The following is a 14012-nucleotide window of genomic DNA, read 5'->3' as shown; positions in this document are numbered from 1 at the left end:
TTGATTTAAACCGTGAAACCATCGCGGATTACGTAGGTGTTGAGTTCTGCAATAGCCACGGTCCCAAGTTAAACGCCTTTCGGCTGTTTCGGGGCAATGCCGTCAATGAAAGCGAGTTTGTAACTCGCCCGCAAGGAGGCTGCCGCCAAGGCAAGGTGCAAACTCGCTTTACAATCGGCGCACGGTCGCCGCTGCGCTTATACTGCGACAAGCTTAAATATCTGCTCAAGTTGACTTACTGCCTGCCTCACCCAACCTTGTAACTATCCTGTTTGCCCGGGATTACCTTCTTTACCAACAGCACCAGTTTCTCCACCACAAAACCAATTCCCAATCCGGCCACGGCGCAGACCAGCGCCTTCGCCAGCCAGGCCACTACCGGCAGGTGGGCCAGGGACCGGGCTAAGTCGTCCAGCAAATGACTGGTGACCGGAATGCCGTGGGCGATGATTTCGGCCCCGACCCAGAGCATGGCCACCGTTCCCACATAGCTTAAGATGCTTAGGAAACGCGGCATAAATTTCACGATACCGCGTCCTAATTTCTGCACCGCGGGGGGGTATTTATCCTGCGTCAGGTGTACGCCAATATCGTCGGCCTTCACAATGAGTCCCACGAAGCCATACACGGCCACGGTAATAAAAACCGCCACGGCCAGCATGACGAGAATTTGGTTGACGATTGCCTGCCCCACTACCTGGCTGTAAGCAATGGCCATGATTTCGGCCGACAGGATAATGTCGGTGCGAACGGCCCCCTTCACCCGCTGCTGTTCCAGTTCCTCCGGCGTAATTTTTTCGAGCTGCTCGCTTTCTACAGCCACCGCGGGGTGTTTGCTGAACATGGAATGCACCTTCTCATACCCTTCGAAGCACAAATACGCCCCGCCCAGCATTAGAATGGGCGTGATGGCCCACGGCGCAAAATACCCCAGCACCAGGGCCGCTGGCGTCAGGATGAATAGTTTGTTGATGAGGGACTTCTTCGCAATCTGGAAAATAATCGAGAGCTCGCGGGAAGGGTCGAGGCCCACCACGTACTTGGGCGTCACGGCCGTGTCGTCGATGACAATGCCGGACACTTTGCCGGTGGTTTTGGCCACCTGCGCCGGCACGTCGTCCAGGCTCGCCGCGCTGGCTTTCACCAACGCGGAAACGTCGTCTAACAAAGCAAAAAGACCGGAAGCCATGAGCGGTTATTGGGGTGGATAAAAATTCCGTTGGCACGGGAGGGCGCGGGTTGCTCCGCAACGGGGCCGCAAGGTAAAGCGGTTTGACGAGCACGCGCTGACCATACGCTGCCACACGCTGGCTGTAGTCGCACACGCTGGCCGTAGTCTGAGCGTAGCGACGACTACGCGCCGTCAATGAAAGCGAGTTTGCAACTCGCCCGCCGGGAGGCTACCGCCAAGGCGAGTTGCAAACTCGCTTTACCATTGGCGCGCAGTCGTCGCTGCGCTTAGACTGTGGCCAGCGGACTGTGGCCAGCGGCCAGCTGAATGCGTTGACATAAGCAACTCCCAACTCACCCGTACGGGTTCGGGTGCTTGATTTCCAGCCAGCGGTCGGGGCGGTCCAGGGGTTCGTAGCCGAAGCGCTGGTAGAGGGTGTGGGCGTCGAAGGTGGCGAGCAGGTGGCGGCGCAGGTTTTGCAGGTCGGGGTGGGCCAGCATCTGATGCACCAGCCACTTGGAGAGGCCGTGGCCGCGGTGCTCGGGCAGTACAAACACGTCGCAGAGCCAGGCGAAAGTGGCGCGGTCCGTCACCACGCGGCAGAAGCCGGCCAGGCGGCCGTCGGGGGCGTAAAGGCCGAAGTTGAGGGAGTTGGCAATGGCGCGCTCCACGGTGGCCCGTGAAATATTGCGCGCCCAGTACGACTCCTCGCTCAGCCAGCGGTGCACGGCCGCTACGTCGAGCCGGGCGGGGTCGGTGCTGAGGACGTAGCCGGCAGGGTGGGGGGCGGGGCTGAAATCGGACATGATTCTTGGTTGACAGTTGTCAGTTGCTGGTTGCTGGTTGTCAGTTATCAGATAGTGCGTCAAAACTAGAAAACTGATAACTAACAACTGACAACCAACAACTGACAACCAACCGCCGGCGCGGGGCAACCGCACTTTTCCAGGCTTCGTTTGTTGGAATAACACCGTTGTTGCTCTTCCACATTTTCGCTGCTTGCTATGAAACTTTTACGCAATTCGATGCTGGCCTTTGGAGCCATTGGACTAGCCCTTTCGGCCGGCGCCCAGGCCCCGGCCCTCGCCACTTTCACCGTGGGCACTACCACGGTCACGGCCTCGGCGCTGGCCACCGGCCGCAGCCACATCTGGGAGCTGGTGTGGGGGCCCGATAATTTCTTGTGGATGACCGAGCGGGGCGGCCGCATCAGCCGCGTGGACCCCGCTACCGGGCAGGTGCTGCCCCTGCTGGCCGTGCCCGACATGACGCCCACCGGCGAGAGCGGCTTGCTGGGAATGGCGCTCCACCCCGATTTCGCCACCCTGCCCTACGTGTATGTGGTGTACAATTACACCGAAGCCGGCAACCTGAAAGAAAAGCTGGTGCGCTTCACGTACTCGGCCGCCGCCAACAGCCTGACGGCGCCGTTGGTGCTGCTGGGCAATATTCCGGCTACCACCACGCACAGCGGTTCGCGCCTGCTCATCCTGCCCGACCGCACCCTGCTCATGACCACCGGCGATGCCCAACTCAAGCCCGAAGCTCAGAACGGGGCCTCCCTCAACGGCAAAATCCTGCGCCTGAGCCTCGACGGCTCCGTGCCCGCCGACAACCCCACGCCCGGCAGCCTCGTGTTCACGCTGGGCCACCGCAACCCGCAGGGCCTGGTGCGCCTGCCCGATGGCCGCCTCTACAGCTCGGAGCACGGCCCCAGCACCGACGACGAAATCAACAAAATAGAGCCGGGCCGCAACTACGGCTGGCCCAATGTGGAGGGCAATTGCAACCTGACCAACGAGGCCACCTTCTGCGCCGCCAACAACGTGCGCGAACCCCTCACGACCTGGACGCCCACCATCGCACCCGCCGGCCTCACCTACTACGACCATCCCGCCATTACCGGCTGGCGCGGCACCCTGCTGCTGGCTACCCTGAAACACCAGCGGCTGGTGCAGCTGCCGCTGAGCCCGGCCGGCGACGCCATCACGGCCCGCAACGAGTTTCTGGCCGGTACGTTCGGACGCCTGCGCTCTATCTGCGTCTCTCCAGCCGGCAAGGTGTACCTGGGCACTACCAACGGCACCAACGACCGCATCATCGTGCTCGAAAATCGCGCCTACGTGGCCACCAGCACCCGCGCCGCCGCCGACTTTTCGTTCGACCTGTTTCCCAACCCGAGCCAGCGCCAAGCCACCGTGCGGTTGCCCCAGCCCAACGCCCTGCTCACCGTGCGCGACCTGTTGGGCCGCGCCGTACTCACGCAGCGCGCCGCTAGCACTACCGCCACGCTGGACTTGAGCACCCTGCGCTCCGGCACGTACGTGCTGCAAGCCCAAACTACGGTGGGTAGCGCCACGCGCCAGCTGGTGGTGGAGTAGGGTGGGAGGTTGTTGGGGTGCCCCGTTATCCCCCTTCCAGCGAATGCCGCTCGTTTTTCACAGCATTGTGCAGGTCCCACTTTACCTCGTGTTTGAAGGGCCGCTGGCGCACGGAGCAGTCGGGCATGAGGCACAGCGAGCAGGCGGCGAAGGTGCAGGGGTCGGCGTGGACGAACATCTCCACTTCCACCGCGAAGCGCGCCCGGATTAGCTCCTCAATGTCGTGCAGCTGGGTATGTACTTCTTCCAGGGTGAAGTAGTAGGGCATCTGCATGTGGCAGTCGATGTGCAGGTTGGCGCCGTAGCGCTGCACGCGTAGGTTATGCACGTCTATCCAGGGGGCGCGGCGTTGGGCCTGCAACTCGGCAATGACCTCGGCTACCACGGCGGTGTCGGTTTCGTCCATGAGGCCCGAAATGGCGCGGCGCAGCATCCGCCCGCCGTTCACCAGAATGAAGCCGCCCAGTAACAAGGCTGCGCCGGCGTCGAAACGCACTTCATCGGTAGCCGCCACCAGCAGCAGCGCCCCCGACGACACGATGGACGTCAGCGCATCAATGTACAGGTGCTGCCCGTCGCCCACCAGGGCCAACGAATTCAATTTCTTGCCGTTGCGGACCAGTAGCAGGCCCACGCCGAAATTCACCACGGCCGTGCTGGCCAGCAGCAGCACGCCCCAGTCGGGCCGGGCCACGGGCTGCGGGTCGAACAGCGCCAGGCTGGCCTTGTAAAGAATGTAGGCCCCGGCCATGAAAATCAGGCCCCCTTCAAACCCCAGCGACAGGTTCTCGATTTTGCCGTGGCCGTAGGGGTGGTTTTCGTCCTTGGGCAGGCTGGCGAGGTAGATGCTGTAGAGCGCGAACCCGCTGGTAAACACGTTGATAATGCTTTCCAGCGCATCGGTGAGCACCACCTGCGAGCGGGTCAGGTAGTAGGCGTAGAATTTCACCGCCACCAGCCCGATGCTGACCACGAGGGAAAGCAGGCCGAGGCGGCGTTTGAGTTGGGTTGGCGTCATGCAAAAGGGGTTTCGGCCCAAAGGTCGGGCCTGGCCGGCAACCGCCACCGCGCCCGCCCGGCTCCATTACAAAACCTTTTGGAGGATTTCCAGTATTTAAGTCGGCCAAAAAATATTTTTAGGCCACCCTAAAAAAGCGTATTTTTGTAGAAATCAATTCGTTTAGCAGCGGTGCTGAATAATCGGATTGTATTCGCAGCCCTCACGCCAACCTCACCCCCTAGCCCCCTCTCCCCAGGAGAGGGGGAACTAGTTTTTAGTATTTATTAGGGTACTAGAAATAAGTTTTTTAGAACTAGAACTAGTTCCCCCTCTCCTGGGGAGAGGGGGCTAGGGGGTGAGGTTAGCGCCTGGGCGGCGCAAAGTCAGTTACCACTTAATTCCAGCTACTTACCGGTTTGCCTCCCTCCCCGATTATCGACACCAATCCCCAGCCGCCCGCGCCCGACGCCGGCTGGCGCCGCGCCCGGCGCAACAATTCGCTGAGCGAAGTGTACGCCAGCATTCGCGTGCCGGGCGCCGATGCCTCATTCTGGCGCAAGCTGATGGCCTTTTGGGGCCCCGGCCTGCTCATCGCCGTGGGCTACATGGACCCCGGCAACTGGGCCACCGACATTGCCGGTGGCGCCCGCTACGGCTACACGCTGCTCTCGGTAGTGCTGATTTCCAACCTGTTTGCCATGCTCTTGCAGCATTTGGCGGCCAAGCTGGGCATCGTTACGGGGCGTGACCTGGCCCAGGCGTGCCGCGACCACTACTCGCGCCCCGTGAGTCTGGTGCTGTGGGTGCTGTGTGAAATTGCCATCGCAGCCTGCGATTTGGCCGAAGTCATCGGCTCGGCCATTGCCCTGAACCTGCTGTTTGGGCTGCCGCTGGCCTGGGGCGTGGTCTTCACGGCCCTCGACGTGCTGGTGGTGCTCTACTTCCAGAACAAGGGCTTTCGCATTATCGAAAGCATCGTGGCGGGGCTTATCTTCCTGATTTTCGTGTGTTTTCTCTACGAAATCGTGGCGTCGAACCCCGACTGGCTGGCGCTGAGCAAGGGCCTGATGCCCCGCCTCGAAATCGTGACTAACCCGGCCATGCTCTACGTGGCCATCGGCATTCTGGGCGCCACTGTGATGCCGCACAACCTGTATTTGCACTCCAGCATCGTGCAAACGCGGGACTTCCCCAAGGACGAGCCCGGCAAACGCTCGGCCATCAAGTTTGCTACCATCGACTCGACGGTGGCGCTGTTTCTGGCTTTTTTTGTGAATGCGGCCATCCTCGTCACGGCCGCCGCCGCCTTCCACGGCAACGGCTACGAAAACGTGGCCGACATCACCGACGCCCACAAGCTGCTCACGCCGGTGCTGGGCGCGGGCGCGGCCAGCGTGCTGTTTGCCGTGGCGCTGCTGGCCTCGGGCCAAAGCTCGACACTGACCGGTACCCTGGCCGGCCAGATTGTGATGGAAGGCTTTCTGGACCTGAAGCTCAAGCCCTGGCTGCGGCGGCTCATCACGCGCTCCATCGCCGTAGTGCCGGCCCTGATTGTGACCATTTTATACGGCGAAAAAGGCACCGGCCAGCTCCTGGTGCTGAGCCAGGTTATCCTCTCGTTTCAGCTCAGTTTTGCGGTGGTGCCCCTGGTGCTTTTCACCAGCAGCAAAGCCAAAATGGGCGTATTCGTGAACAAGCCTGTCGTCCAAGTCGTGGCCTGGGTGATATCGGGGATAATTATCGCGCTCAACGTTTTCCTCCTCTGGCAAACCTTCGCGGAATAGGCGCGGCAGCAGCGGTGCAAAGGTGAGCGTTTCCCATTCCGTTTGTCATGCTGAGCGCAGCCGAAGCATCTCTACCGCACCGTTGAACGGCCATTCAATCCTTGCAGTAGAGATACTTCGACAAGCGGACGCCAGATGAGCATGACAACTTTTTTGCAGCGGCTTCATTCCAGAGGCTTAACTCTAAAGCTGCTACAGAGCCCGGCACTCGGCCAGCCGAACTCAACTCAGGCGCGTAGAAGCGGCATGAAACATATTTTATGGTGCTTGTACCTGCTGCCGCTGGGTGCTTACGCTCAGGAAACGCCCGCGACCTCGCCCTACGACTCGGCTAGTTACAGCTGGCGCAAACCCGTGCCCCGCAACCTCCTGCGCGAGCTGCAGCCCGACCGGCCCGGCATCACCGAAAGCGCTTTTACCGTGGATGCCGGCCATGTGCAGCTGGAGCTGGATGCCCTCCGCCTCCGCAATAGCGGCAAGGGCAATGAGGAGCGCAGCCGCGAATGGCGCATGGCCTACACCATGCTAAAATTCGGCCTCAGCCGCCGCACCGACGTGCAGCTGGAACTGCCCCTCTACACCGTGGCCAAGCAACGCCCCGCCGATGCCCGCACCTGGGAGCAGCGCAACGCGGCCTTCGGCGACCTCACCTTTCGCGTCAAGCACAACTTCCTGGGCGACAAGCAGGACGGCACATTTGCCCTGGCCGCTATTGGCCTAGTGCGCCTGCCCAGCGGCGGCCTCGTCGGCCAGGGTGGCCCGGAATACGGCTTTTTGGTCACCACCGACATCGAACTGAGTAACAAGGCCAACTTAGGCGTGCAGATGGCAAGCGACCTCGACTACGACCGGGAGCAGGCCAGCCACTACCTGCAGCTTTTCCCATCCGTAGCCCTGGCCTACGACATCACCAAAAAGCTCGGCCTCATCACCGAAGGCGTCGCTCAGTGGAGCACGCTTGAGCGTCGGTGGGAAGCCTCTTTCAACATTGCCCCGCTTCTGAAGCTGACGCCCAACGTGCAGCTGGACGCCGGCACCCACATTGCCCTGAACCGCCTCAGCGACCAGGAATACTTTGTGGGCGTTACCCTGCGGCGCTAAGCGGCCGTGCGAACGCTGCTGTTCGCGCCCCCCGCCCCAGTGAGGCTGTCGGTGTACCCGTTACGACCTACCTTTGGGCCGTCAAGGTGCCAGACCCTAATTGCGGGGCGCGGCTGAAAAGGGAATCCGGTTCAATGCCGGAGCTGTCCCCGCAACTGTACGCTCCACATCGGGGTGGGCCCACACGCCACTGTTCGCCGCTGGTTTTCGCTCCGAAAACCCAGCACTGAATGGGAAGGCGGCCCACCCGGCGGAGCAAGCCAGGAGACCTGCCCGGACATTCATAGGTTCAGCATTCGCGGAGGACGGATGGAGAAAGAGAGCAGCAGCGGCCTCCGGGTCGCTGATTTTACAACTGTTTTTCGGCCTCGGTCCGGCAGTGGCTTCCTTCGTCTGAAGGCGGCGGCGACGGGTTTTGAATCGAATTTTCTTTATCGAAAATTTGATTCGGATGCATTTTTTTAATCTTGGACGCGCTGCTTGGCGGCGGGCCCTGCTGTGGGTGCTGCTGGTGGTGCCCGGTCTGGCCGTTGGGCAGCAGCGCCCCGGTCCGGTGGCCACGCCCGCCGATTCGGCCCGCCTTAGCCAGCGGCTGCAGCGCCTGGCCGAAGTGCGGGTGCGCGCCGTGGGCCCCGAGCGGTTTGCCGTGGGCAGCCGCCGCTTCGAGCTGGATTCGGCCGTGTTGGCCCAGTACCGCGGCGCCAACCTGGCCGACGTGCTCCAGGCCCGCACCCCGCTCATTCTGAAAAACTACGGCCCCGGCCAGCTGGCCACCATTGCCCTGCGCGGCACCTCGGCCCAGCACACCGCCGTGCTCTGGAACGGGTTGAATATCATGCTGCCCACCCTGGGCCAGAACGATTTTGCCCTGCTGCCGGTGGGGGCCAATACGCGCGTGTCGGTGCAGCCTGGGCCGGCGGCCGCGCTCTACGGCAGCGGGGCCGTGGGTGGCGCCGTGCTCCTCAACAATGACCCTGACTGGCGGCCCGGCGTCCGGGGCAGCATGCAGGCGGATGCTGGCAGCTTTGGGCTGCTGGGCGGCAGCCTGGAGGCCCGCGCCGCCACGCCCACCGTGGCCGTGCGGGTGGCCGCCAGCTACCGCCAGGCCCATAATAACTACTCCTACCTGCTGCGCGAAGCCCGTGGCCCCGTACGCTACACCCTGCGCAACGCGGCGCTGCGCCACCAGTGGAGCATCAGCCCCGACGTGGCCTGGCGCGTGGGCGCGGCCGGCGAGGTCACCGCCGCCGCCTGGCTCACCGATGCCGACCGCGAAATCCAGTCCGGCGTGAACGTGACGGGTACCCAGGCCCGCGAGCGCGACCAAAGCCGCCGCCTCGTGCTGGGCTACCGCCACGTGGCCGCCCGCCGGCAATGGGCCGTGCGCGGCGCCTGGTTCGAAGACATTATCGACTACCGCGACGGCGGCGCCCCAAGCAATTCGCGCGTACGCACCACCCAAATGCAGGCCGAGCACACCGCCGCGCTGGGCGCCCGCGGTAGCTTGCGCCTGGGCGCCGAAGCCCAGCACTTTGCCGCCCTGGTGGGCGGTTACGGCTCCCAAACCATCACCGAGAACCGGGCCGCTGCCTTCGCCCTGCTGCGCTACGACCCCCAACCGGCCCTGCGCCTTTCGGCGAACCTGCGCCAGGCCGCCCTGCCCGCTGGCCTGGCCCCGCTCACGCCCACAGTGGGCCTGGAGTGGGACCTGCTGCGAACTGATAATGACTCACTCAGCTACTCCCTCACCCAGTCACTCACCGCCAAAGCCAGCGCGGCGCGCAGCTACCGGGCGCCCACCCTCAACGAGCGGTACTGGCTGCCGGGCGGCAACCCCAACCTACGCTCCGAGTCGGGATTTGGGGCGGAAGCCGGGCTGCGCCACCGCTTGGGCTGGGGCCGCGCCACCACCCTGGAAACCGAGCTGACGGTCTTCCGGCAGGATGTGGACGACTGGGTGCAGTGGCTGCCCGCGACCGGCACCGGCATCTGGAGCCCGCGCAACCTGCGCCAGGTACGCAGCCAGGGCTTGGAAGCCAGCATGGCGCTGCGCCAGCGCCGGGGCCGCTACACCGGCGGCGCCCAGCTGGCCTACCACCTCACCGACACCCGCAAAACCCAGGGCACTGCCGCCGATTCCGACCCCGTGGGCGTGCAGTTGGCGTTTGTGCCCCTGCACCAGGCCAGTTTCAGCACCGACCACCGCTGGCGCGACTGGCTGCTGAGCGGCACGCTGGCCTTCACCAGCTTCCGCTACATCAATGCTTCGGGGGATGATTTTCTGCCCGGCACCGGGCTGCTCGGGGCCACGGTGGGGCGCACGCTGCCGGGGCCGGCCTGCACCAGTCTGCTGGTGCTGGTGCAGGCCGCCAACCTGCTCAACCAAGCCTACGACAGCTATCCGGGCCGGCCGGCGCCGCCGCGCACGGTGGGCGGCAGCCTGCGGGTGAGCTGGAAGTAGGCTCTGAGCCACGGGCTTTAAGCTGCAAGCTTTCATTCTGATTATAAAAACGTTGTCATCCTTCGTCGCTGCTTGAATCGCAGCATGCTCAGGATGATAAAAGCGGACATTCTAAACTGCTTCAAAACTATCACGCCTTAAAAATCAACCTCACTTTTCCCACTTTACTCTGCCGGCTGAAATCGGTGCGTTTTCCATGAAAAAACAGTTTTTTTTCCTTTTCGCGGGGCTGGCTTTGCTGGCTGCCTGCGACCCCAAAGGCCCGGATGTGGTAGTGCCGGCGCCTGCGCCTACTACGGGCGTTTTCGTGCTCAGCGAGGGCCAGTTTGGCGGTGGCGATGGCGCGGTGAGCGTGTTCGACAAAGCCACTAAAAGCCTGACGGTGGATGCCTTTGGCAGTGCCAACAACGGCGCCAAGCTCGGCGACGTGGTACAGAGCATGGGCGTGCAGGGCAACCGCGGCTACATCGTGGTGAATGCCTCGAAGAAGATTGAAGTGGTGACACTGCCCGACTTCAAGACGGCCGGGACCATTTCCGGGCTCAGTGAGCCGCGCTATTTTACTTCTACTTCGGCCACCCGCGGCTACGTGACGGAGTGGCGCGGGCCCTTCACCGGCTACCTACCGGGCGTGCTCAGCATCCTCGACCTCACCACCAATACCGTCATCAAAAGCGTGCCGGTGGGCCGCAACCCTGAGCAATTGCTGGCCCTGGATGGCCGCATCTACGTGCCCAACAGCCTGGATAACACCGTTTCCATCGTGGACGAAGCCTCGGCCGAAGTAACGTCCACGTTCACGGTGCCCGACGGGCCGTCGAGCATGGTGGTCGATAAGGACGGCAACGTGTGGGTGCTCTGCTCCGGCTTCGTGACCTACCTGAGCGTGCCACCCTACACGCTCACCCGGGTTTCGAACGGTGCGCTCGTGCGCTTCAACCCCCGCAACCCCACGTCCCAGTTCAAGCTGAGCTTCCCCGGTACCAGCAGCCCCGGCCAGCTGCGCATCAGCCCGGCCAAAGACCAGCTCTACTACGCTTTCGGTAGCGCCGAATACCAGATGAGCACCGCCGCCACGGCCCTGCCCACCGCGCCCTTCATTCGCCGCAGCTTCACTGGCTTTGCCATTGACCCGCGCGACAACACGGTTTTTGCCGCCGTCACACCCAGCTTCACCAACAACGGCCGCTTCATCCGCTACCAGCCCACGGGCGTGGCCATCGACTCGTTTGAAGTGAAGGTGGGCCCCAACGGGTTCGTGTTTTACTAACTGCTGTTACGCACCAACAGGCTGGCGCGCGCCATCGCTACGTAAAATTATTCACTAATTGATTGTTTATCAGTGAATTGTTGTTGATTTTCGGGAAATAAAAATCCCTGATGACCAACAGCTGCCAACTAATAACTGAGTCCTTCCTGTTTCCACGCCCGCTCTTCTACCACATTCTCTTTCTACCAACCTCATCCTTAACTCTGCGAAAAAGGAAAGGCCCTTACCGTTTGGTAAGGGCCTTTTTTTGTGGGGCGACGGGCTGCGGGAACCTGTCGTTTTAGTCGGCAATGCCGTCGTGGTTGCGGTCTTTGGCGTCGGCGGCGGCTTTGTAGACCTCTTTACCGGTGGGCTGGTGGGGGCCGGTTTCACGGTTCAGGCCGGAAGTGGCCGAATCGCCGGCCGGGGTGCCAGGGGCAGTGGTGGTGGTGGGCCTCCGCTTGTTGGAGCCGCGTTCCACGTTGGTGTCGCCGTCGGTGGTGCCAGAGCTGCAGCCGCTGAGGGTGGCGGTGAGGGCGCAGGCCAAGGCGAAGGGGCGGAATAGGTATTTAAACTGCATGAAGAGCGTAAGTGAAGAAGTGAAGAGCCAGCGGGGGCGCAAGGTAGAAAAATAACTCGCCGCCGCGCAACCCGAACCTTACGTACGAGGTAGGGTTGTAGCAACAGCCGCGGGCGTTTGGTTGCGCCTGGTTCGGCTATTTTCAACTCCGCTTCCTATGTCCGATTCGTCGCCGCTGCCCGCTACCGTGCCCGCGCCCGCTTACACCTACGCCCAGTTTCGCGAGCTGGTGGGCACGCTCTCCGACGAGGGCCGCACCACGGGCCCCGACCAAAATCCCGGCCTCGTCCGCTACACCAAGCAGAACCAGCACCACCTCGATAATACCTACGCCATGCCGCTGCTGCCCGCCCTGGTGCAGCAGTTGGCCCATCTGCCCCAACCCGAGCTCTGGCTGGTATTGGCCGAAGCCTGGTGCGGCGACACCGCTCATGTACTGCCCATCCTGGCGCACCTGGTCGACGAAAGCGCGGGCCGCGTGGCGCTGTACGTGGTGCTGCGCTCTGACCACCCCGACCTGATGGCCGCACACCAAACCAACGGTGGCAACAGCATCCCCAAGCTCATTCGGCGCGACTTAGCCACCGGTGAAACATTGGGCGACTGGGGGCCCCGGCCCGCCGAGGCCCAGAAGCTGGCCAAGGAGTTGCACGCCAATAAAGACCTGCATACCAACGAAATAGTTAAAACCATGAACGAATGGTACACCACCAGTAATGGGCAGGCGGTGCAGCAGGAGCTGCTGGCTTTGCTGGGGTAGCATGCGGAATCAATCAATTTTATTTCCTATTTTCACCTTCCCAATTTTCAACTGATGCCCGTTTCCTTCCCCCAGCGTATTCAAAAAAGCATTGCCGCCTGGCAATGGTCGCGGGTGGCGGTATTGGCTGGCATCAGCCTGCTATTGGCACTAATGCTGGTCGTTTACTTGTTTGGGGTGAGTGACTACTTCTTTAGTCGACTTTTTTCTGCGTTTCTCGTACTGTTCTGGCTGCTCGCGGTTACGTTTCTGGCCGTGGTGCCTTTCGTAACCTGGGCTACTGAGCACTGGTTTGGGCGTGGTTGGGCGGAGGCTTCTTCGCCGGTGCCGCGTCCGCGCCGGACGGGCAGTGGCTCTCCGGCAAATCGCTCTTTTTCTTCACCGGCCCCCTCACGGCGGCCCGAAACACGTTAAAGACCTTGAAAAACAACCTACTGCATATCAAAAATATGGTGTGCCCCCGGTGCGTCGAAGCCGTGCAAAACTTGTTGGAACGCGCCGGCTACCATCCCAAAGCCGTGACCCTGGGCGTGGCCGAGCTTGACGAAGCTGCCCCCGCCAACCCCGAAGTCCTGGCTTCGCTGCTGCACGCCGCCGGCTTCGAACTGCTACTGGGTCGGGCCGAGCAGCTCACCGAACAAATAAAAACCGTGCTGGCCGACTACCTGGAGCACCTGCGCACGGCGCGCTCGCCCCTCACCACGTCGGCCTTTCTTACCGACCGGTTTGCGGCCACCTACTCGCACCTGAGCAAGGTGTTTTCGCGCACCGCCCACCTCACCATCGAGAAGTACTTGATTCGCCTCAAAATCGAGCGAGTGAAGGAGCTGCTCAGCTACGGCGAGCTGACGCTGAACCAGATAGCTGACCAGATGCGCTACAGCTCGGGCCAGCACCTGAGCAATCAGTTCCGGCAGGTAACAGGTTATTCGGTAAGCGAATTTCGCCGCCTGATGCTGCCCGAGCGCGTGTCGCTCGACGCCATTGCGTAGGCTTATTCCAGCAAATTTGAACGCAAAAAAGGCGACCCTGTACAGGGTCGCCTTTTTTTGTTTTTCTGCCCGATAAAAGCTTAGGCGGCGTAGGCGCGGCAGGCTTCGAGGCAGGCTTTGCAGGCGGCCGCGCACTGCTGGCAGTGGTCGTGCTGGTGCTGGGAGCACTCGTCGTGGCATTTCTGACAAATCTCCATGCACTCCTTGAGCACGTGCTGCGCGTGGTCGGAGCCGCGGGCGATGAAAGCGGCCGTGAGGCGGCAGATGTCGGCGCAGTCGCGGTCGAGGCGGATGCAGGGCACCATCATCTTGGTATCGTTCTCGTCGAGGCAGGCGTCGGCACACATTTCGCAGGCCGCGATGCAGCGGCTGAGGGCGTCAATCACGGCGCGGTTGTCTTTGCGGGTGCGGGGGGAAGCAGCGGGATGATTCATCTGGAAAGGGTTCGGTGAAAAAAAGTAATTGTTATCCAATGTTTTACGGACAGGGTAGCAGACGGGATATACAGAATTTGCGCCGTGACCCAACAGAAT

13 protein-coding genes and 1 riboswitch are annotated in these 14012 nt (G+C 62.1%); of the genes, 8 read left to right on the top strand and 5 right to left on the bottom strand.

What is annotated here, in order from left to right:
- Positions 1 to 247: 247 nt before the first annotated feature.
- Positions 248 to 1189: a DUF808 domain-containing protein gene (locus tag GM79_RS14180; RefSeq protein ID WP_035564972.1), complete on the bottom strand. Its 942-nt coding sequence runs from the start codon at positions 1187 to 1189 to the stop codon at positions 248 to 250.
- A 335-nt stretch (positions 1190 to 1524) separates the two neighbouring features.
- Positions 1525 to 1977 carry a GNAT family N-acetyltransferase gene (locus GM79_RS14175; RefSeq protein ID WP_035564971.1) on the bottom strand — a complete coding sequence of 151 codons (453 nt, stop codon included), beginning with the start codon at positions 1975 to 1977 and terminating at the stop codon, positions 1525 to 1527.
- A 198-nt stretch (positions 1978 to 2175) separates the two neighbouring features.
- On the opposite strand from GM79_RS14175, the gene GM79_RS14170 reads away from it, so the two are divergent.
- Positions 2176 to 3552 (top strand): PQQ-dependent sugar dehydrogenase, encoded by a 1377-nt coding sequence (locus GM79_RS14170; RefSeq protein WP_081867770.1) that lies wholly within the window; start codon positions 2176 to 2178, stop codon positions 3550 to 3552.
- 25 nt (positions 3553 to 3577) lie between these two features.
- On the opposite strand, the gene GM79_RS14165 is transcribed toward GM79_RS14170, so the two are convergent.
- Positions 3578 to 4570: a cation diffusion facilitator family transporter gene (locus GM79_RS14165; protein WP_035564968.1), complete on the bottom strand. Its 993-nt coding sequence runs from the start codon at positions 4568 to 4570 to the stop codon at positions 3578 to 3580.
- A gap of 398 nt (positions 4571 to 4968) precedes the next feature.
- Between GM79_RS14165 and GM79_RS14160 the strand changes: the two genes are divergently transcribed.
- From GM79_RS14160 to GM79_RS14145, 4 genes are all read left to right on the top strand, one after another.
- Positions 4969 to 6336: an Nramp family divalent metal transporter gene (locus tag GM79_RS14160; protein WP_235184068.1), complete on the top strand. Its 1368-nt coding sequence runs from the start codon at positions 4969 to 4971 to the stop codon at positions 6334 to 6336.
- Between the two features lie 246 nt (positions 6337 to 6582).
- On the top strand, positions 6583 to 7437 hold the full coding sequence (locus tag GM79_RS14155; protein ID WP_161787183.1) for a transporter: 855 nt from the start codon (positions 6583 to 6585) through the stop codon (positions 7435 to 7437).
- 67 nt (positions 7438 to 7504) lie between these two features.
- Positions 7505 to 7729, top strand: a riboswitch (cobalamin riboswitch).
- A gap of 159 nt (positions 7730 to 7888) precedes the next feature.
- The gene (locus tag GM79_RS14150) at positions 7889 to 9898 is read left to right on the top strand and encodes a TonB-dependent receptor (protein WP_035564963.1); all 2010 of its coding nucleotides are present in this window, start codon (positions 7889 to 7891) and stop codon (positions 9896 to 9898) included.
- A 196-nt stretch (positions 9899 to 10094) separates the two neighbouring features.
- Positions 10095 to 11168 carry a DUF5074 domain-containing protein gene (locus GM79_RS14145; RefSeq protein ID WP_035564960.1) on the top strand — a complete coding sequence of 358 codons (1074 nt, stop codon included), beginning with the start codon at positions 10095 to 10097 and terminating at the stop codon, positions 11166 to 11168.
- 280 nt (positions 11169 to 11448) lie between these two features.
- On the opposite strand, the gene GM79_RS14140 is transcribed toward GM79_RS14145, so the two are convergent.
- On the bottom strand, positions 11449 to 11727 hold the full coding sequence (locus GM79_RS14140; protein WP_152560000.1) for a hypothetical protein: 279 nt from the start codon (positions 11725 to 11727) through the stop codon (positions 11449 to 11451).
- A 157-nt stretch (positions 11728 to 11884) separates the two neighbouring features.
- Here GM79_RS14140 and GM79_RS14135 point away from each other — a divergent pair, with 157 nt between their 5' ends.
- Genes GM79_RS14135 through GM79_RS14130 form a run of 3 tightly spaced genes read left to right on the top strand, consistent with a single transcriptional unit; the run spans position 11885 to position 13479 of the window.
- A complete protein-coding gene (locus tag GM79_RS14135) occupies positions 11885 to 12487 on the top strand; it encodes a thioredoxin family protein (protein ID WP_035564955.1) in 603 nt (200 codons plus the stop codon).
- A 54-nt stretch (positions 12488 to 12541) separates the two neighbouring features.
- Positions 12542 to 12901: a hypothetical protein gene (locus tag GM79_RS24945; RefSeq protein WP_152559999.1), complete on the top strand. Its 360-nt coding sequence runs from the start codon at positions 12542 to 12544 to the stop codon at positions 12899 to 12901.
- Positions 12902 to 12906: 5 nt separating this feature from the next.
- Positions 12907 to 13479 (top strand): helix-turn-helix domain-containing protein, encoded by a 573-nt coding sequence (locus GM79_RS14130; protein WP_035565005.1) that lies wholly within the window; start codon positions 12907 to 12909, stop codon positions 13477 to 13479.
- 80 nt (positions 13480 to 13559) lie between these two features.
- Here GM79_RS14130 and GM79_RS14125 read toward each other — a convergent pair whose 3' ends face one another.
- Complete coding sequence (locus GM79_RS14125) at positions 13560 to 13913, bottom strand: four-helix bundle copper-binding protein (protein WP_051718905.1); 354 nt, start codon at positions 13911 to 13913, stop codon at positions 13560 to 13562.
- Positions 13914 to 14012 lie beyond the last annotated feature (99 nt).

Source organism: Hymenobacter sp. IS2118, from assembly GCF_000715495.1.
Taxonomy (GTDB): domain Bacteria; phylum Bacteroidota; class Bacteroidia; order Cytophagales; family Hymenobacteraceae; genus Hymenobacter.
Note: the sequence above shows the minus strand (reverse complement) of the source record. Positions and strands in the feature narration are given on the sequence as shown.

Coding starts and splice junctions, on each gene's coding strand:
- GM79_RS14180 (WP_035564972.1), bottom strand. CDS start 1,189: ATGGCTTCCGGTCTTTTTGCTTTGTTAGACGACGTTTCCGCGTTGGTG.
- GM79_RS14175 (WP_035564971.1), bottom strand. CDS start 1,977: ATGTCCGATTTCAGCCCCGCCCCCCACCCTGCCGGCTACGTCCTCAGC.
- GM79_RS14170 (WP_081867770.1), top strand. CDS start 2,176: ATGAAACTTTTACGCAATTCGATGCTGGCCTTTGGAGCCATTGGACTA.
- GM79_RS14165 (WP_035564968.1), bottom strand. CDS start 4,570: ATGACGCCAACCCAACTCAAACGCCGCCTCGGCCTGCTTTCCCTCGTG.
- GM79_RS14155 (WP_161787183.1), top strand. CDS start 6,583: ATGAAACATATTTTATGGTGCTTGTACCTGCTGCCGCTGGGTGCTTAC.
- GM79_RS14150 (WP_035564963.1), top strand. CDS start 7,889: ATGCATTTTTTTAATCTTGGACGCGCTGCTTGGCGGCGGGCCCTGCTG.
- GM79_RS14145 (WP_035564960.1), top strand. CDS start 10,095: ATGAAAAAACAGTTTTTTTTCCTTTTCGCGGGGCTGGCTTTGCTGGCT.
- GM79_RS14140 (WP_152560000.1), bottom strand. CDS start 11,727: ATGCAGTTTAAATACCTATTCCGCCCCTTCGCCTTGGCCTGCGCCCTC.
- GM79_RS14135 (WP_035564955.1), top strand. CDS start 11,885: ATGTCCGATTCGTCGCCGCTGCCCGCTACCGTGCCCGCGCCCGCTTAC.
- GM79_RS24945 (WP_152559999.1), top strand. CDS start 12,542: ATGCCCGTTTCCTTCCCCCAGCGTATTCAAAAAAGCATTGCCGCCTGG.
- GM79_RS14125 (WP_051718905.1), bottom strand. CDS start 13,913: ATGAATCATCCCGCTGCTTCCCCCCGCACCCGCAAAGACAACCGCGCC.